Origin of the sequence: Nonomuraea deserti, from assembly GCF_004348685.1 — a bacterium.
GTDB classification, from domain to species: domain Bacteria; phylum Actinomycetota; class Actinomycetes; order Streptosporangiales; family Streptosporangiaceae; genus Nonomuraea; species Nonomuraea deserti.
The window spans coordinates 40,504-58,291 of sequence record NZ_SMKO01000037.1 but is presented as its reverse complement, the minus strand read 5'-3'; the positions used below and the strand labels follow the sequence as shown (position 1 = coordinate 58,291).

Genomic DNA, 17,788 nt, shown 5'->3' with positions numbered 1-17,788 from the left:
GGCCGGGTACGCCGAACAGGCCCCAGGCAGCTTCAGGCTGCTCAACGACCCGATCAGCGAGGAACGGTGGGGCGTCGGCCTCAAGGAGGGCGAGATCGCCAGCTGCCAGGCCGTCGACCGGGTGATCACCCAGATGTGGCGGGACGGCACGGCCGCCCGGCTGCTGCGGAAGTGGTTCGGCAGGACAGGGCTCGACCTGCCCACGGCTCCACCACCGCCCGCGGGGTGCCCCTGATCCAAGATCCGGCCAGCACGCTCGCCGATCTTCCGGCAGGATGCGGGTATGCCTTTCCGGCCCTCCCCCATCACGACCAGAGACGTGGCCAACGCAGGCGTGCGTCCGAGCTGGCCCACGGTCCGGGGCGGCCGGGTGTGGTGGACAGAGGACCGCCCAGAGGAGGGCGGACGCACCACGATCGTGTGCCGCGCCGCCGACGGCACCCACCGTGAGCTGCTGCGGGCCCCGTGGTGCGCGCGCACCCGGGTGCATGAGTACGGCGGCCGGCCCTACACCGTGACCCCCGGCGGCGAGGTGGTCTTCGCCAACCTGACCGACCAGCGCCTGTACCTTCTGGCGGATGGCGGTGAGCCCGAGCCGCTCACCGCCGACGGCTGCCGCTACGCCGACCTCGTCGTGCACGACGGCCAGGTGTGGGGAGTGCGCGAGCGGCACGGCGACCACGGCGAGGTGGCCCGGGCCATCGTGTCGATCCCGCTGGACGGCGGCGACCCTCGCACATGGGTCACGGGCTGCGATTTCTACGCCTCTCCCGCCATCTCCCCTGACGGGCGGCATCTGGCCTACATCTGCTGGGACCACCCGCTCATGCCCTGGAACGGCACCGAGCTGCGGGTCGTCCACCTCTCCAGCGGCGAGGAATGGACCGTGCGAGGCGGGCCCGCCGAATCCGTGCTCGCCCCCGCCTGGAAGGACGACGCCCACCTCTACCTGATCTCCGACTCCTCAGGATGGTGGAACCTCTACGAGACCGGTCTGCGGGGCGGCGGCACGCGGTCCGTCCACCCCGCCGAGGAGGAGTTCGCGGGGCCACCGTGGCAACTGGGCGGGTGGCCGTACACCGTGCTCGGCGACGGGCGCATCGCGGTCCTGCACGGGCGCGGCGACCTGCGGATGGGCGTGCTCGACCCCGAGTCGGGCACGCTCACCGACCTCGACGTGCCCTGCTCAGGGTGGGACGCGGCGCTGGCAGCCGAGGGCACGTCGGTGGTCGGGGTCGGCTACTCCGCCACGCGCCCCCGGTCGGTCGTCCAGGTGGACACGGCGGCGGGCACGCACGTTGCGCTCGGCCAGGACGCCGCCCACCTGCCCGACCCCGCCTGCCTGCCGCTCCCCCGGGCCGTGGAGACGCCGGCCCCAGCGTTCCTCTATCCGCCGCACGGACCGGCGACCACCGGCGCGCCACCATACGTGATCTTCGTGCACGGCGGGCCGACGGCTCACGCCGACAGCGCGCTCGACCTGGAGAAAGCGTTCCTGACCTCGCGCGGCATCGGCGTGCTCGACGTCAACTACGGCGGCTCCACCGGCTACGGCAGGCCCTACCGCGACCGGCTGAAAGGGCAGTGGGGCCTGGTGGACGTCGCCGACACGATCGCCGCCGCACGGTGGCTGGCCGGCGAAGGCCTGGCCGACCCCGCCAAGATCGCGGTACGCGGCAGCAGCGCGGGCGGCTGGACCGTGCTGGCCGCCTGCTGCCGGTCCGACGCGTTCGCCGGCGGCGTCTCCTACTACGGCATCAGCGCGCTCGCGCCCCTCTCCGAGCACACCCACGACTTCGAGTCACGCTACGTGGAGTGGCTGGTGGGGCCGGAAGACCCGCAGGTCTACGCCGCCCGCGAGCCGCTCGGCCTCGTCGACGGCGTGACCTGCCCCATGCTGCTCCTGCAAGGGCTCGACGACCCCGTGGTGCCGCCCCAGCAGTCGGCCGCCTTCGCCGACGCGCTCTCCGAACGCGGCATCCCGTGCACCTATCTCTCCTTCGACGGGGAGTCGCACGGCTTCCGCCGCGCCGAGACGCGGGCCGCGGCGCTCGCCGCGGAGCTCGCCTTCTACCAGCAGCTCTTCGCCTAACGGGCGAACTCGGTGGCCCTCGACTCCCTGACCACGCTGATGCGGATCTGCCCCGGGTAGGTCAGCTCCTCCTCCACCTGCTTGGCCACGTCGCGGGCGATCACCTGCGCCTGGATGTCGTCGACCGCGTCGGGCTTGACCATGACGCGGATCTCCCGGCCCGCCTGCATGGCGAAGACCTTCTCCACCCCGTCGTACGACTGCGCGATCTCCTCCAACCGCTCCAGCCGCTTGACGTACGCCTCCAGGGACTCGCGGCGGGCTCCTGGACGGCTGCCGCTGATCGCGTCGGCGGCCTGCGTGAGCACCGCCTCGACGGTGCGGACCTCGACCTCGTTGTGGTGCGCCTCGATGGCGTGCACCACGTCCTCCTCCTCGCCGTAACGGCGGGCGATCTCCGCGCCGATCAGCGCGTGGCTGCCCTCGACCTCGTGCGTGAGAGCCTTGCCGATGTCGTGGAGCAGGGCACAGCGCTTCATCAGCGGCTGGCTCATCTTCAGCTCGGCGGCCATGATGCCGGCGATGTGCGCGGACTCGATCAGATGCTTGAGGACGTTCTGTCCGTAAGAGGTGCGGTAGCGCAACTGCCCGAGCAGCAGCGTCAGCTCGGGATGCATGTCGGTGATGCCCAGCTCGACCAGGGCGTCCTCACCGGCCCGCGCGCACAGGTCCTGAACCTCCTGGCGGCTGCGGTCATGGGCCTCCTCGATGCGCTGCGGATGGATGCGGCCGTCCAGCACCAGCTTCTCCAGCGTCAGCCTGGCGGTCTCCCTCCGCACCGGGTCGAAGCACGACAGCAGCACCGCCTCAGGCGTGTCGTCGATGATCAGGTTGACTCCGGTGGTGGACTCGAAGGCGCGGATGTTACGCCCCTCGCGCCCGATGATCCGGCCCTTCATCTCGTCGCCCGGCAGGTGCAGCACGCTGACGACCGACTCCGCCGTCTGCTCCGCCGCCACCCGCTGCACGGCCAGCGTCACGATCTTGGTGGCCCGCTTCTCGCCCTCCTTGCGGGCGGCCCCCTCGATCTCCCTGACGATCAGGGCGGCCTCGCGCTTGGCCTGGTTCTCGATCTCCCTGACCAGCTCCGCCTTGGCCTGCGCGCCCGTCAACCCGGCGACCCGCTCCAGGATGACCCGCCGCTCCTGCTCGACCTGGAGCAGCTCCTCACGCCGGTCGGCCAGCTCGACCTCGGTCTCGGCGAGCTTCCTGTCACGCTCGGACTGCCGTCTGGCCTCCTCGTCCAGCCGCTGCTCGCGCTCGGCCAGCCTGGCCTCCCTGCGCTCTAGATCGGTCCGTAGCTCCTTGAGCTCGGACTTGAGGATCCGGGCCTCCTCTTCGACCTCTCGCCGCATCTGCGCCGCGCTCTCGGCGGCGCTCTCCGACCTGCGCAGGATCTCCTCGGCGTCGGTCTCCGCCTTGTGGCGGATCTCCCGCGCCTCCTCACGCGCCTGCTCGAGCTCCTCGTGAACGGCCTGCACCTGCTCGGAGCTCGGCTTGCCGGCACGTGGCAGAGGACCGGAGGTACGGCGTATGACGACGAGGAGCGCGACGATCATCCCGAACGCGAGCACGAGCACCGCCACCATCAGCACCACGACCAGCGGCCCCATGTGCGCCCCGCCCTCCTCGCGTCGTCAACACCTCATAACGCGGCCACAAAACGGGAGGGGTCACCAGCACGCCACAGACAGCCCGGTCATCGCCTGGGTCGATATCCAGCCAAGACTGACCGGGCGTCGGCCCGGAAAGCCGACACCTCGCCTGCCTCGATCGCCCAAGCTCGCTCGTCCGTCGTTCACCGGTATGGCAATCCGCACTGCGCGGAGTAACTCCTCACTGCCGTCGAGGTTATGCGTCGAACAGGTCACGAGCAAGCAAACGCGTCTCCAAGCGTGTCTTACGGACCCGCATCGCCACATCCGCCGCAAGATCCGGCATTGCCCCCAGGAACTGCCGGGATGCGGAAGCCTCGCTGACGGGCGAGCGATCATCCCGTCGGAGCCCGGCGGACCGCGCCGGGCATCCCTTCAGGAAGCCGGGCTGGAGGCGACGGGCACTCCTTAAGAGGGTGTCTTCATGCCCTCGCTAGCAATCTTGACTAGAGCGCGAAAGACCTTGTCTGCTAGGGATTGTCACCGGGAGCTGATCGAGGTACAGACCCGCTGTACTTTTGCACTCGGGGACAAAACACTCGAAATCGAACCCATGCGCTCGCACGGCGGGTCAGTCGCCGCGACGGATGAGACGTTCCTGGTCTCCCCGTCGCTGCAGATGTTCGCAGATGATCTTGGTATCCCAGTCGCGTCATTACGCACCTATCGATGGGTGGCGGCCCGTTGGCCGGCCGCGCACCGCCAGCCGAAGGTGTCGTACGGCATCCACAAGATCCTGGCCAGCATCAGCGACGAGACCCAGCGCTACGCCACCATCACCGACCCTGCTCCGCACACGCGGAGCGGCGAGCGCCGCTGGACCGAGGACGCGGCCCTGCGCGAGGTCGGCCAGCAGGTCGAGCATCCGGTCACGGTACAGGAGAAGGTCGAGCGCAGCCACGACTCGGCCCGCGATGAGCAGGTCGCCGCGGCGGTGGCGACCGATCTGCTGCGCCGGCCGGAGGTCGCGTCCAAGGCGATGGCCGGCACCACCGCCCGGCATCTGGTCAACCGCGCCCAGGTCGACCAGGCCTGGCAGGCCGGCGAGGTCGTCCGCCAGCGCACGCCGGCCCTGCCCCGCGTGGGACAGCGGCGCGCCATCCGGTTGCGCGCATGCCCCAACCCGGTCGCAGGCGTCATCGACTCCCAGTCGGTGCGCGCTGCGGCCACTGTCACCGGCCGCTCCAGGTCGTATGACGCAGACAAAGGTGCCGGAGAGAAAGAGCCGTCTCGTCGTGGACACCTTCGGCGTGCTCATGATGGTCATGGCCACGGCCGCCGGGCAGCCCGACCGCGACGCTGCCCGCGAGTTGCCGGCCAGGTTGCGGATGCTGCATCCGCAGCTCACCCTGTCTGGGGCGACAGCGCCTACGCTGGTGGCGTGGGCCCGCCGCGTTCTGCGCCTCACCTTGAAGATCGTGACTAAACGGCCTGGTCAGACCGGGTTCAAAGTGCTCGCGAGGAGGTGGATCGTCGAGCGGTCTCTGTCTTGGCTGATGAACGCCCGACGCGATGTGATCGACTTCGAACGCAAGCCCTCGCACAGCGAAGCCCACCTGACCGTGGCTGCGATCGCGCTGATGACACGTCGCCTCACCAGGAAAACTGCCAGACCAGCGTGGACGAGACAGCGGCCCCTCTCGCCACAGGCTGCCTGATTGCTTACGCCTTTCGTAGACAATTCGATGGACACCGAACCGTCGTATGTCCTAGACCTGCTTGCCAGGACATACATGGACGATGCATCGGAACGTCGTGACCGTGAGACGGCGAGTGCAAGTGATCGAGTTCCGGTCGACCAAACCTGAACGCATAGGACTGCACATGGCGGATCGGCTCGAACGCCTGCGCATGGAGGCGTCGCGCGACAACTACACCTCGATGGTCCAGCTGGCACAGGCGCTCTACGGGAACGAGGCCAGGCCTCACGAGGTCCTGCACCAATGCTATGGGGTCGATTTCCCCGACGAGTTCTTCGTGATTGCCGAGGCGGATCCCACCCTGCGTGAGTGGCTGATCGGCTGGTCTCCCCTCCTGCCATGGGAGTTGGCCATCCAACTGGCCCGCGGCCTCTCACTCGAACCCGAGCCGTTCGACGATACCGAGCGGGAGATTCACGGTCGAGATCCTGACCTGATTCCCCTCGTCGTTTGCAGGAGCTCCGTCAGTCATTTCGTCTGGGGATTCGCCGGCTCGTGCCTCTGCTACCGGCTGAGCGAGCTCGAGGCAGGACGGACGACCATTTATCGCACCCACTCCAGTTATTCGGGTGTCGGCTCCGACCCCGAAGACGGTGCGCCGGATGAGATTGTGCGATGTGGTGATTCCCTGCTGGCGGCCTTGCGCCAGCACCACTCCGACGACCTCGCCGGGTCGAGTGGGCTCGACGTGCATCAGCGGGCCACAGCGGTGGTGGTTGGGCGGATGGCGAAGACGTAGAAGTGGCGCACTCGATACTTGCAGGCATTGAGGAGTTGCAGCGAAGGGTCGCCGAGCGCCAGAACGACTGATCAGAGCCGATCATCACTCGGCTGCGCTGACCGCGATCATAGCGACATGCGCTTGATCACAAGAGGGCGACAAGCCGCTGCAAACAAGGTCTTTGGTGGACTTTGAAGATCACCGAATGGGTTCGAAGACACCTTCTCAGGGAACGGACCGCAGAGGGCAAGCATCCCGTCGGAGAGCTGCCCCACCCGGGCGGGCATCTCGCCAGGGAACCCGACTTGCCGGGGACGGACATCCCGCCAGGAAGCCCGGCTGGAGGCGACGGCATTCCGTCGGAGCCTGGCCCGCGAAGGGGCGGGCGTCCCGGTCAGGGGAGGTCTTCCTCCATGTCGATGCCCTCCTGCTCCAGAGCCTCCCGGATGACGCGGAAGGCCAGGCCTGAGGGGTAGCCCTTGCGGGCGAGCATGCCGGCCAGGCGGCGGGTGCGGGCGCGCGGGTCGAGGGATCGGGTCGCGGCCAGCTTGCGCTCCACCAGCCGGCGAGCGGTCTCCGCCTCCTGGTCGGGATCGAGGCGGTCGACGGCTTCGTTGACCGTGTCGGTGTCGACACCGCGATGGCGCAGCTCGGCGGCCAGGGCGCGCTTGGCCAGGCCGCGCCCGTGGTGCCTGGAGTCGACCCAGGCCGCGGCGAACGCCTCGTCGTCGATCAGCCCCAGCTCTGAGAACCGGCTGAGCACCGCTTCCGCGGCGTCGTCCGGCACCTCCCGCTTGCGCAGGGCCTCAGCGAGCTGGGCACGTGTCTTGGGAGCCAAGGTGAGAAGGCGCAGGCAGATGGCCCGGGCCACCGACTCCGGATCGGCTGCCGGAGCGGCACCGGCCGGGCTCTCGGCGTCAGGGCCCTCGGGCAACCATCCTTTCGCCCTCTTCTCACCGCGCCTGCCGGACCTGCCGGACTTGCTGGACCGGCGCCCCCCGCCCGATCGTTTCTTGCCGCCCTCGGCCTGCTCGCCGGCGAACCAACTGCTCCCGGCCAGCACCTCGGAATGCCATCCGCCGTCTCCGTCGCCGGTGGGCGAAGGTTGCTCCGCCCGACCGCCATCACGCACACCAGAGCCGTCAGGTCCCGGGGGCGGGGTCGCACCTCGCCCCGGCTCTGCCGGGGCATCCTGGGCACGCTGGTCATCACGCCCCGGACCATCGCCGTCCGGGCGGGAGCGGCCCGGCGGCGGAGGCGGGGATCCGGGCACGCTGGAATCCGCAGCCGGGCTCCCGGAACCCGTAGGGGCGTCGCCGGGCTCGGTGTCGGGGGTGCGCGGGCGGTTGCGCCATTCGTCGAGCGACGGCCAGCCGTCCGCCGCCGAGAGAGCGAGGTCGCGACCGCGCGGCGAGGTGGTGTTGGGCCAGGCGCCCCGGTTGTGCGGCTGGGGCGCCTGCGGCCGGTCCGGGTTATTCATCGGTCAACGATCAGACGTCACCCGGCTTGGGGGTGGACTTCGAACCACGACCGGAGGGAGCAGCCGCCGGAGCCGGGGCCGGGGCGGCGGCCTCGGCGGGAGTGTCCAGGCGAGGGCCCACGCCCAGCTTGTCCTTGATCTTCTTCTCGATCTCGTTGGCCATGTCGGGGTGGTTGCGCAGGAAGTTGCGCGCGTTCTCCTTGCCCTGGCCGAGCTGGTCGCCTTCGTACGTGTACCAGGCGCCGGACTTGCGCACGAAGCCGTGTTCCACGCCCATGTCGATGAGGCCGCCCTCGCGGGAGATGCCCACGCCGTAGAGGATGTCGAAGTCGGCGACCCGGAAGGGCGGGGCCATCTTGTTCTTGACGACCTTGACCCTGGTGCGGTTGCCGACCGCCTCCGTGCCGTCCTTGAGCGTCTCGATGCGGCGGATGTCCATCCGGACCGAGGCGTAGAACTTGAGCGCCTTGCCACCCGTCGTCGTCTCGGGGCTGCCGAACATGACGCCGATCTTCTCGCGGAGCTGGTTGATGAAGATCGCGGTGGTGCCGGTGTTGCTCAGGGCGCCGGCGATCTTGCGCAGCGCCTGGGACATGAGGCGGGCCTGGAGGCCGACGTGGCTGTCGCCCATCTCTCCCTCGATCTCGGCCTTGGGCACGAGCGCGGCCACCGAGTCGATGACGATGATGTCGACGGCGCCGGACCTGATGAGCATGTCGGCGATCTCGAGCGCCTGCTCACCGGTGTCGGGCTGGGAGACGAGCAGGGCGTCGGTGTCCACCCCGAGCTTCTTGGCGTATTCGGGGTCGAGGGCGTGCTCGGCGTCGACGAACGCCGCGATGCCGCCGGCCCGCTGGGCGTTGGCCACCGCGTGCAGGGCGATGGTCGTCTTGCCCGAGGATTCGGGGCCGTAGACCTCGACGATGCGGCCGCGCGGCAGGCCGCCGATGCCGAGGGCCACGTCGAGGGAGATCGACCCGGTCGGGACCACCTCGATGGGAGCTCGGGCGTCGTCGCCCAGGCGCATCACTGAGCCCTTGCCGAACTGTCGCTCGATCTGAGCGAGCGCGGTCTCGAGGGCCTTCTCGCGGTCGTTGATAGCCATGGAACTCCCCCTGGAGGGTCGTGGTCCGGTCAGTCGAGTGAAAGCTACGGCCTGCCACCGACATTTTTTCTGGGACTGCCGGGGAAGACGTGGCTCGGCGTGCTCCCATCGTAGCCGAACGGCTGTTCGATCACAGCAGGAACACGCCACGAGCCGCGACCGCCCTGAAGCCGGTCGGCGCAAGTGACCCAAGGTACGCCAGGACGTCCCGGCGACGCCGGGAATCCCAGCACCGCCAGGGCCGTCCACCAAGGCAGACCAGCAGCGGCGCCTCGCCCGCCACGGAAGCGAAGCGGGAAGGCACGCCCGCCACGGAAGCGAAGCGGGAAGGCACGCCCGCCACGGAAGCGAAGCGGGAAGGCACGCCCGCCACGGAAGCGAAGCGGGAAGGCACGCCCGCCAGGGAGGCACGGCGGAGGGCCGCCCGCCGGGGAGTGGGGCGGCGGCACGCCGGTCACGCCGCGATCAGGGGTGGTCGGATCTCGGTGCCGTGAGGAGGCCGAGGGCCGTCGCGAACAACTCCGGAGGACAGCGCTCGGGGGCCAGCAGGACGAGCAGGCGCATGCCGATGTCGAGGGACTTCAGTATGGCGTCGGCCTGCGCGTAGGGAAGCTCGGCCAGCGCGCTGCCCGGCGGCGACAGCGGGTGCCGGCCTTCGCCGGCGGGCGGGAACACGAGGTCGACGAGTTGCTCGCGTACGGCCGGATTCCGGGTCGCGTGGATCATGAGCTCCACGGTCATCTGGGCGAACGCCTCCTGGTCGCCCGCGCGCACCCGCTCGGCCCAGTAGCGGGCGAACTCCTCCACCAACTCGCCGGAGTCGCGCCCGGAGTGGAGCAGGCGGTCCGCCTGAGCCCGCGCCTCCCCGCCGAGGCGGTGCCGCATGACCTCGATCAGCAGTTCCTCCTTGCCGGCGAAGTTGGAGTAGACGGCGCCCTTGGTGAGGCCCGCCTCGGCGGCGACCTCGTCGATGGAGGCGCCCTGGATGCCGCGCTCGGCGAACACCTTCTCCGCCGCCTCCAGCAGCTTGAGCCGATTGCGCTCCCGCCGCTCCTGCCGGGTGAGCCGTTCCGCCACCGCCATGACCACCTTCCCGTTGACATTCTCAAGGGTATATGAATACTGATCGGTATCCGAATACCGACTAGTATCCGAAAAGGCGGGGAGACGATGGACGGCGAGGTGACGGGCACGCGCCGGGCGTTCCTGGCGAAGGCAGCCGGCGCGGCCGGTCTCGCGATCGCCGGCGCGGCAGGAGCCGCGGACGGTGACGAGCGCCCGGCCGGGCCGACGCCGGTGGTGGTCCCCTGGCCACCCGTCCGAGGGGTGCGACCGCCACGAAAGGAACGGCTCATGGACCTCATGGACAAGGCCGGCGAACTCTTCGAGGCTGGCGACTTCGACGCCGCCGACGCCCTGTACGGGCAGGTCCTCGCCCGCGATCCCGACCACGTGGGCGCGCTCGCCCAGCACGCCTACGTCGCGCTGCTGGCCAACCGCCTGCCCACGGCCGAACGGCTGCTGAAGCGGGTGCTGCGGCAGGATCCCGGGCACGCGCGCTCGCTGAGCAACCTCGCCGACGCGCTGTGGCGCGGCGACGCGTACGCCGAACTGGCCGGCCTCCTCCCCTCGGTCAAGGCGGACGCCCCGACCGCGACCCCCGAACAGCTGAGGAGCTTCGCAGGGCGCAGGCCGTACACGATCTCCGGCCCCGCCACCGCCCGGATCCCGTTCGCGGCGTCCGACCCCCTGCCGATGATCGAGGCGTCCGTCAACGGCGCCCCGCCCGCGCTGTTCTTCCTCGACACGGGCGCGCTGTTCGCGCTCAACCAGGACTACGCCGACCGGCTCGGCATCCCCGCGTACGGCCACACGACCGGCAGGACCGTCTACGGCGAGCACAAGGCGTACCAAGGGCGCGTGGACCGCCTGGCGATGGGCGACCTCCGCATCGGCGACCTGCCGGTCCACACGATCCCCGACACGATCCGGATCGCCGCACCAGACGGGAGAGCCACCCAGGGCGCGATCGGCACGAGCGTCCTGTCGCGGTTCCTGCCCACCATCGACTACCCGGGCCAGGCGCTGGTGCTGCGGCAGAACACGCGCGCCCGCATCCGGGCGCGGCACAGCGCGCCCATGTGGTTCCTCGGCGATCACTACCTGCTGTCCCACGGCACCGTGAACGGCCTCGACCGGATGGTGTTCTTCGTCGACACCGGCGGCGGCGACATCGGATTCACCGCGCCACGCTCCACCTTCGCCGCGGCCGGCGTCGCCGTACCCCCCGGTGACGGCCTCCACCAGGTGACCGTCGGGGAAGTGACGCTCGGCTCCGCCACCCGTCGTCAGGTTCCCGGCCTGATCGGCGCGTTCCCCGACTGGTTCGAGAGCGGCTTCGGCTTCCGCATCGGCGGGTTGCCCACCCACGAGTTCTTCAAGCCTTATGCGCTCACGTTCGACTTCGGTCGCATGCGGATCCTCATGGATCCGGGGCGCTGAAAGCCCGCGCTCCGCGTGACTCCGCGATCTCGCCCCGTGATGTTCACGAGGGTTGGCCACGGCGTGTTGTCATGCGCGGTGAGCTGGGGAGACTCACTGCAGGGCGAGAGCTTGGAGGCGGCGACGTGGCGAGCGGCTTCACCGGGGAACGGCGCGTCCATCTGGAGTCGCTCGCCGAACTGCTGCCCGACGTGGGCCTGGTCAGCCGGTTGGTCGGCGACGACGATCCGGTGTTGTGGGTGTGGCATCCGCACACCGGCCGCCAGACGATCATCTTCGCGACGCCGTCCGGCCAGGGCTGGCTCTTCCTGTGGTCTCCCGGCGGGCAGGGCAGGGCGGACGATCTGGAGAGCACGGCCGCCGCGCTGCGCCGGGCGCTGGACGCGGCCCAGCCCTAGCCGCCTCAGCGCAGCTTGGGCGAGACGTCCTCCACCTGGCACACGGCGCGCCAGACGGTCTTGGCGCTCTCGCCGTCGGCCAGCGCCTGCGTCACCGTCCGCCCGCCGAGCGGGGCGAGCACGTAGTCGCGCGCCCATGACTCGGCGTAGGTCTCACCGAAGTGAGCGTTCATCCGTCTCCAGAACTCGGTCAGGCGCATGCAGTCAAGTATGGAAGCCCGCCACGGGTGGGTAGGACATCCCCATGCCAAGGACCCCCAAGTCTTCACCCCCGAAGTCAGCCATCGCCAGGGCCAACAGGGCCAAGCGCCGCCGGCTGCAGCTCGCGCTGCGCCTCGCCGTACGGAAGGAGAAGGCGGAGCGTGCCGAGCGGCACGCGGGCCTCAGGCGGTTACCGCGTGCGGGCAGGCCGCGAACGCGCAGGGCGTCGCGACGCTAGGTCACATCACCCGCGCGCCGTACATCTCACCGAGATGGTCGGCGAGCAGCTCCAGGCGGGCGCCGTCGGGGTCCTTGAAGTAGATGGAGGCGCCGCTCTCGATCTGGTGCGGCACGCCGGCCATCTCCAGCTTCCCGCGCAGCCGTTCCCACGTCGCGGGGTCGACGGAGATCGCGATGTGGTGCAGCCCGCCGAGCACTTCCTGGTACGGCCCGAGGTCGAGGCCGGGGAAGTCGAAGAAGGCGAGCAGGTTGCCGTTGCCGATGTCGAAGAAGAAGTGGCTGGAGCCCTTGTAGTCGCGGTTCTCGATGATCTCGGTGAGCGGGAACTCCAGGAGTTCCTGGTAGAACGTTATGGTCCGTTCCACGTCGGACGACAACAGGGCCACGTGGTGCAGGCCGCGCGCGCTGCTGGACGGCCGGTGCGGTAAGACGTAACGCCGCCTGAGCTCCGCACGGCGGGCTTCGATGGACGCGTAGTCAATGGTCACGGTCGCTCTATGTCCGCCATGGCACCCGCTCAATCACGCGCCGTCGTGCGAATGCGGTTTCTGTCGGTGACGCGAGGCAGTATGTGCTGGTGAGCTCGCTAGACCACTTCAGCCAGATGACCAGGCAATGGTTCGCCGGAGCATTCCAGGATCCCACCGCCGCTCAGGAGGGTGCGTGGGAGTCGATCGCGCGCGGCGACAACACCCTGGTCGTCGCGCCCACCGGGTCGGGCAAGACGCTCGCGGCGTTCCTGTGGTCGCTCGACCGGCTCGCCGCGACGCCGGTCGACGAGCGGGCCGGGGAGCGGGCCCAGGAGCGGGCCCAGGAGCGGGCCCAGGAGCGGGCAGGGCGCAGGGGCACGCGCGTGCTCTACGTGTCGCCGCTCAAGGCACTGGCCGTCGACGTCGAGCGCAACCTGCGCGCCCCGCTGGCGGGCATCAAGCAGACGGCGCGGCGGCTGGGGCTGCCGGTGCCGGAGATCTCGGTGGCGATCCGCTCGGGCGACACCCCGGCGGAAGACCGCAGGCGGTTCGCCGCCAGGCCGTCCGACATCCTGATCACGACGCCCGAGTCGCTGTTCCTGCTGCTCACCAGCCAGGCTCGTGAGGCGTTGCGCGAGGTCGAGACGGTGATCGTCGACGAGGTGCACGCGGTCGCGGCCACCAAGCGGGGCGCGCATCTGGCGCTCACCCTGGAGCGGCTCGACGCGCTGCTCGAGCGGCCCGCGCAGCGCATCGGGCTGTCGGCGACCGTGCGCCCTGTGAGCGAGGTGGCGACGTTCCTCGGCGGGGCTCGCCCGGCCACCGTGGTGCAGCCGCCGTCGGAGAAGCAGATCGAGATCGAGGTCGTCGTCCCGGTCGAGGACATGACGGAGATGGAGGGCGGCAAGCCGCAGGAGGGCGAGGAGTTCGCGCCCGAGCCGGGCGGCAGGTCGATCTGGCCGCATGTCGAAGACCGGCTCTTCGACCTCATCGAGGCGCACAGCTCGACGATCGTCTTCGCCAACTCGCGGCGGCTGGCCGAGCGGCTGTGCACCCGGCTCAACGAGCTGGCATATGAGCGCGAGCACGGCACGGAGGCCGTCGATCTGTCGATCTGGGAGACGGGGCCACCCGACCAGCCGCCCGTCGACGTCAGATCTCCCCGGCGCACGCCCGCCGAGATGATGGCGCAGGCCGGATCCGCCAAGGGCGTCGTGACGGAGATCGTACGCGCTCACCACGGCTCGGTCTCCAAGGAGGAGCGGGCGCAGATCGAGGAGGCTCTCAAGTCGGGCCGGCTGCCCGCCGTGGTCGCCACCTCCAGCCTGGAGCTGGGCATCGACATGGGCGCGGTCGACCTGGTCGCGTGCGTGGAGGCGCCGCCGAGCGTGGCCAGCGGGCTGCAGCGCATCGGCCGGGCCGGCCACCAGGTGGGGGCGGTGTCCAAAGGGGTGATCTTTCCGAAATACCGCGGCGATCTGGTGCAGACGGCCGTGGTGGCCGAGCGGATGAAGAGCGGCGAGATCGAGGAGCTGCGCTATCCGCGCAATCCGCTCGACGTGCTGGCCCAGCAGATCGTCGCCATGACGGCGCTCGACGAGTGGACGGTCGACGAGCTGGAGTCCGTGGTCAAGCGGGCCGCCCCCTACGCCACGCTGCCGCGCGGCGCGCTGGAGGCCACGCTCGACATGCTGGCCGGCCGCTATCCGAGCGAGGAGTTCGCCGAGTTGCGCCCCCGCATCGTGTGGGATCGCGTGACCGGCACCCTGCAGGGGCGTCCAGGGGCGCAGCGGCTCGCGGTCACCAACGGCGGCACCATCCCCGACCGCGGCCTGTTCGGGGTCTTCCTGGTGGGCGAGCGGTCCTCCAGAGTGGGCGAGCTCGACGAGGAGATGGTCTACGAGTCGCGTGTGGGCGACGTGTTCGTGCTGGGCGCGACGTCCTGGCGGATCGAGGACATCACGGCCGACCGGGTGCTCGTCTCACCGGCGCCGGGGCAGCCGGGCAAGCTGCCGTTCTGGCACGGCGACGCGCCCGGCCGCCCGGCCGAGCTGGGCAGGGCGATCGGGCGGTTCCTGCGCGAGCAGGCCCAGCAGGGTTCGACCGACCGGATGCGGGCGGCGGGGCTCGACGCCTACGCCTCGGGCAACCTGCTGGCCTACCTCGACGAGCAGCGCGAGGCCACCGGCTACGTGCCCGACGACCGCACGCTGCTGGTGGAGCGCTTCCACGACGAGCTGGGCGACTGGCGGGTCGTGATCCACTCCCCCTACGGCGCGCGGGTGCACGCGCCATGGGCGCTGGCGATCAACCGGCGGCTGCGCGAGCGTTACGGCGTCGACGTGCAGGCCGTGCACTCCGACGACGGCATCGTGCTGCGCATCCCCGACACGCTGGCCGAGCCTCCCACCGACGTGGCGGCGTTCGACGCCGAGGAGATCGAGCAGATCGTCACCGAGGAGCTGGGCGGGTCGGCCATGTTCGCCTCCCGGTTCAGGGAGTGCGCGGGGCGGGCGCTGCTGCTGCCGCGCCGCACGCCGGGCAGGCGCAGCCCGCTGTGGCAGCAGCGGCAGCGGGCCGCCCACCTGCTGGGCGTGGCCTCCCAGTACGCCTCGTTCCCGATCGTGCTGGAGACGATGCGCGAGTGCCTGCAGGACGTCTTCGACGTGCCGGGCCTGGTCCAGCTCATGCGCGACATCGCGGCGCGCAGGGTGCGGCTGGTGGAGGTGGAGACCTCGCAGGCCTCCCCCTTCGCGGCGTCGTTGTTGTTCCACTACGTGGGCGCGTTCATGTACGAAGGCGACGCGCCGCTGGCCGAGCGGCGGGCGCAGGCCCTGGCCCTCGACACCGCGTTGTTGTCCGAGCTGCTCGGGCAGGCCGACCTGCGCGAGCTGCTCGACCCCGAGGTGATCTCCGACAGCGAGCGCGAGCTGGCCCGGCTCGACCGGCCGCTGCGCGACGCGGAAGACCTCGCCGACCTGCTGCGCTCGCACGGCCCGCTGCTGGCGCCCGACGTGAGCGTGCGCGGCGGCGACCCGGCCTGGCTGCGGGAGCTGGAGCGCGCGCGGCGGGCGATCAGGGTGCGCGTCGCCGGCGAGGAGCAGTGGGCGGCCATCGAGGACGCGGCGCGGCTGCGTGACGCGCTCGGCGTGCCCCTGCCGGTGGGGGTGCCGCACGTGTTCCTGGAGCCGGTCGCCGACCCGCTGGCCGACCTGGTGGCGCGGCACGCCCGCACGCGCGGGCCCTTCCACGCCGGTACGGCCGCGGCCAGGTTCGGGCTGGGCGTCGCCGTGGTGACGGACGCGCTGCGGCGGCTGGCGGTGACCGGGCGGGTCGTCAGCGGCGAGTTCCGGCCCGGCGGGCGGGGCGAGGAGTGGTGCGACGCCGGGGTGCTGCGGATGTTGCGCCGCCGGTCGCTGGCAAGGCTCCGCAAGGAGGTCGAACCGGTCGCGCCGGAGACGCTGGCCCTGTTCCTGCCCGCCTGGCACGGCATCACCGGCTCGGGGCCGGCCTCGGCCGAGCGGGCGGGAGCCGCCAGGGCGATGGACTCCCTGGTCCGCTCCATCGAGCAGCTCCAAGGGGCGGCCGTGCCCGCGTCCGCGCTGGAGACGCTGGTGCTGCCCGCCCGGGTGCCCGGCTACCATCCGGCGCTGCTCGACGAGCTGACGTCGTCCGGCGAGGTGATGTGGGCGGGGCAGGGCTCGCTGCCCGGCGGTGACGGCTGGGTGTCCCTCTACTTCACCGACACCGCGCCGCTGCTGCTGCCCGAACCCGCCGAGATCACCATGACGCCCGTGCACGAGCGCGTGCTGGAACTGCTGGGCGGGGGCGGCGCGCTGTTCTTCCGCGGGATCTCCGACCAGCTCGGCTCGCTCGACGACACGACGCTCGTCGCCGCGCTGTGGGACCTGGCGTGGGCGGGGCGGGTGTCGGGTGACACGCTCGCGCCGCTGCGGGCCACCCTCGGCACCGGACGGCCCGCGCACCGGCCCGCCACCACGCGGCGGCGGCGGGCGGTGCTGCCCAGCAGGAGCGGGCCGCCCACGGTGGCCGGGCGGTGGTGGTTGCTGCCCGGGCCCGCGCCCGACGCGACCCAGCGGGCCAACGCCCAGGCCGAAGTGCTGCTCGAACGGCACGGGGTGGTGACGCGCGGGGCGGTGACCTCGGAGCGCTTGCCCGGGGGGTTCACGCCGATCTACCAGGTGTTGCGGGCGTATGAGGAGAGCGGGCGGTGCCGGCGGGGCTACTTCGTCGAAGGGCTGGGCGGTGCCCAGTTCGCGCTGCCCGGGGCGGTCGACCGGATGCGCGCCATGGCACCGGGCATCGCCCCGGCCGCATCCGGCTTCGCGCCGGAAACCGGGCTCGGACCGGGGACCGCGCTCGGACCGGGGACCGGGACCGGACCGGGGACCGGGACCGGACCGGGGACCGGGACCGGACCGGGGACCGGGACCGGACCTGGGACCGGGACCGGACCTGGGACCGGGACCGGACCTGGGACCGGGACCGGACCTGGGACCGGGACCGGACCTGGGACCGGGACCGGACCTGGGACCGGGACCGGGAGCGGCGCGAGGGCCGGGCTCGGGGCGGGAACTGGGACAGGGGCGAGGACCGGAGCCGGGTTCGGGGCCGCTTCCGTGGGTTCTGGGCGGTCGGGCGGTTCTGGGCGGCGGGCGGTGGTGCTCGCCGCCGCCGACCCTGCCAGCCCGTACGGCGCCGCGCTCCCCTGGCCGCAGCATCCCGGCGACGTCGGGCACAAGCCGGGCAGGAAGGCCGGGTCCCTGGTGGTCCTGGTCGACGGCCATCTGGTGCTCTACGTCGAGCGGGGTGGCAAGACCCTGCTGTCGTTCACCGACGACACGCGCCTGCAGCCGGCCGTCGACGCCCTGGCACTGGCCGTACGCGACGGCGCGCTGGGCAAGCTGACCGTGGAGCGGGCCGACGGTGCCTCCATCGTCGACTCGCCGCTGGCGGCCGCGCTGGAGGCGGCCGGTTTCCACCCCACGCCCCGCGGCCTGCGCCTGCGTGCCTGAGCGGGCCCCGGCATTCCTCGGGCGCAGCGCCCCGGCGGTCAGGGACACGCTTGGGGTCGCGTAGGCGGCCAGGAGCAGCACGATCCCCGGCCGGCCGACGTCATCTGCACGCCCACCCCGCGTCGCGACCACTTCTGGTACGAGCACTTCAGGGGAGAGTTCGAGCGCATGTGGGAGGTCAGCAGGGC

General features: G+C 71.2%; 13 protein-coding genes and 1 pseudogene. 8 read left to right on the top strand and 6 right to left on the bottom strand.

The window, feature by feature from the left end; genetic code table 11:
- Together E1292_RS16675 and E1292_RS16670 are read left to right on the top strand one after the other, a co-directional pair.
- Positions 1-235, top strand: a pseudogene (locus E1292_RS16675) (ABC transporter substrate-binding protein); the annotation flags it as partial.
- A gap of 48 nt (positions 236-283) precedes the next feature.
- Positions 284-2,092 (top strand): S9 family peptidase, encoded by a 1,809-nt coding sequence (locus E1292_RS16670; protein ID WP_132596128.1) that lies wholly within the window; start codon positions 284-286, stop codon positions 2,090-2,092.
- On the opposite strand, the gene rny is transcribed toward E1292_RS16670, so the two are convergent.
- Positions 2,089-3,705 carry a ribonuclease Y gene (gene rny, locus E1292_RS16665; RefSeq protein WP_132596127.1) on the bottom strand — a complete coding sequence of 539 codons (1,617 nt, stop codon included), beginning with the start codon at positions 3,703-3,705 and terminating at the stop codon, positions 2,089-2,091. The two genes, E1292_RS16670 and rny, sit on opposite strands and share 4 nt — an antisense overlap.
- A 595-nt stretch (positions 3,706-4,300) precedes the next feature.
- Between rny and E1292_RS51140 the strand changes: the two genes are divergently transcribed.
- Positions 4,301-5,173 carry a DUF6192 family protein gene (locus tag E1292_RS51140; protein WP_165974583.1) on the top strand — a complete coding sequence of 291 codons (873 nt, stop codon included), beginning with the start codon at positions 4,301-4,303 and terminating at the stop codon, positions 5,171-5,173.
- Between the two features lie 398 nt (positions 5,174-5,571).
- Positions 5,572-6,186, top strand: coding sequence for a hypothetical protein (locus tag E1292_RS16650; RefSeq protein WP_132596124.1), 615 nt, complete (start codon positions 5,572-5,574; stop codon positions 6,184-6,186).
- 376 nt (positions 6,187-6,562) lie between these two features.
- Here the strand turns inward: E1292_RS16650 and recX are convergent, their stop codons facing one another.
- The 3 genes from recX to E1292_RS16635 all read right to left on the bottom strand — a co-directional run bounded on the left by recX (position 6,563) and on the right by E1292_RS16635 (position 9,836).
- A complete protein-coding gene (gene recX, locus E1292_RS16645; protein WP_132596123.1) occupies positions 6,563-7,648 on the bottom strand; it encodes a recombination regulator RecX in 1,086 nt (361 codons plus the stop codon).
- A gap of 10 nt (positions 7,649-7,658) precedes the next feature.
- The gene (gene recA, locus E1292_RS16640) at positions 7,659-8,753 is read right to left on the bottom strand and encodes a recombinase RecA (protein ID WP_132596122.1); all 1,095 of its coding nucleotides are present in this window, start codon (positions 8,751-8,753) and stop codon (positions 7,659-7,661) included.
- Between the two features lie 465 nt (positions 8,754-9,218).
- Positions 9,219-9,836 carry a TetR/AcrR family transcriptional regulator gene (locus E1292_RS16635; RefSeq protein WP_132596121.1) on the bottom strand — a complete coding sequence of 206 codons (618 nt, stop codon included), beginning with the start codon at positions 9,834-9,836 and terminating at the stop codon, positions 9,219-9,221.
- Positions 9,837-9,923: 87 nt separating this feature from the next.
- Here E1292_RS16635 and E1292_RS16630 point away from each other — a divergent pair, with 87 nt between their 5' ends.
- Together E1292_RS16630 and E1292_RS16625 are read left to right on the top strand one after the other, a co-directional pair.
- Entirely contained in the window at positions 9,924-11,255 is a 1,332-nt protein-coding gene (locus E1292_RS16630) for an aspartyl protease family protein (protein WP_132596120.1), read from the top strand.
- A 125-nt stretch (positions 11,256-11,380) separates the two neighbouring features.
- The gene (locus tag E1292_RS16625; RefSeq protein ID WP_132596119.1) at positions 11,381-11,653 is read left to right on the top strand and encodes a hypothetical protein; all 273 of its coding nucleotides are present in this window, start codon (positions 11,381-11,383) and stop codon (positions 11,651-11,653) included.
- A 5-nt stretch (positions 11,654-11,658) separates the two neighbouring features.
- On the opposite strand, the gene E1292_RS16620 is transcribed toward E1292_RS16625, so the two are convergent.
- Complete coding sequence (locus E1292_RS16620) at positions 11,659-11,853, bottom strand: DUF3046 domain-containing protein (RefSeq protein WP_132596118.1); 195 nt, start codon at positions 11,851-11,853, stop codon at positions 11,659-11,661.
- Positions 11,854-11,897: 44 nt separating this feature from the next.
- Here E1292_RS16620 and E1292_RS16615 point away from each other — a divergent pair, with 44 nt between their 5' ends.
- Positions 11,898-12,092, top strand: coding sequence for a hypothetical protein (locus E1292_RS16615; protein ID WP_132596117.1), 195 nt, complete (start codon positions 11,898-11,900; stop codon positions 12,090-12,092).
- A gap of 1 nt (position 12,093) precedes the next feature.
- On the opposite strand, the gene E1292_RS16610 is transcribed toward E1292_RS16615, so the two are convergent.
- Positions 12,094-12,582 carry a VOC family protein gene (locus tag E1292_RS16610; protein WP_132596116.1) on the bottom strand — a complete coding sequence of 163 codons (489 nt, stop codon included), beginning with the start codon at positions 12,580-12,582 and terminating at the stop codon, positions 12,094-12,096.
- A 116-nt stretch (positions 12,583-12,698) separates the two neighbouring features.
- Here E1292_RS16610 and E1292_RS16605 point away from each other — a divergent pair, with 116 nt between their 5' ends.
- Positions 12,699-17,600: an ATP-dependent helicase gene (locus tag E1292_RS16605; RefSeq protein ID WP_132596135.1), complete on the top strand. Its 4,902-nt coding sequence runs from the start codon at positions 12,699-12,701 to the stop codon at positions 17,598-17,600.
- Positions 17,601-17,788 lie beyond the last annotated feature (188 nt).

Coding starts and splice junctions, on each gene's coding strand:
- E1292_RS16635 (WP_132596121.1), bottom strand. CDS start 9,836: ATGGCGGTGGCGGAACGGCTCACCCGGCAGGAGCGGCGGGAGCGCAAT.
- E1292_RS16615 (WP_132596117.1), top strand. CDS start 11,898: ATGCCAAGGACCCCCAAGTCTTCACCCCCGAAGTCAGCCATCGCCAGG.
- E1292_RS16605 (WP_132596135.1), top strand. CDS start 12,699: ATGACCAGGCAATGGTTCGCCGGAGCATTCCAGGATCCCACCGCCGCT.
- E1292_RS16630 (WP_132596120.1), top strand. CDS start 9,924: ATGGACGGCGAGGTGACGGGCACGCGCCGGGCGTTCCTGGCGAAGGCA.
- rny (WP_132596127.1), bottom strand. CDS start 3,705: ATGGGGCCGCTGGTCGTGGTGCTGATGGTGGCGGTGCTCGTGCTCGCG.
- E1292_RS16650 (WP_132596124.1), top strand. CDS start 5,572: ATGGCGGATCGGCTCGAACGCCTGCGCATGGAGGCGTCGCGCGACAAC.
- E1292_RS51140 (WP_165974583.1), top strand. CDS start 4,301: ATGCGCTCGCACGGCGGGTCAGTCGCCGCGACGGATGAGACGTTCCTG.
- recX (WP_132596123.1), bottom strand. CDS start 7,648: ATGAATAACCCGGACCGGCCGCAGGCGCCCCAGCCGCACAACCGGGGC.
- recA (WP_132596122.1), bottom strand. CDS start 8,753: ATGGCTATCAACGACCGCGAGAAGGCCCTCGAGACCGCGCTCGCTCAG.
- E1292_RS16670 (WP_132596128.1), top strand. CDS start 284: ATGCCTTTCCGGCCCTCCCCCATCACGACCAGAGACGTGGCCAACGCA.
- E1292_RS16620 (WP_132596118.1), bottom strand. CDS start 11,853: ATGCGCCTGACCGAGTTCTGGAGACGGATGAACGCTCACTTCGGTGAG.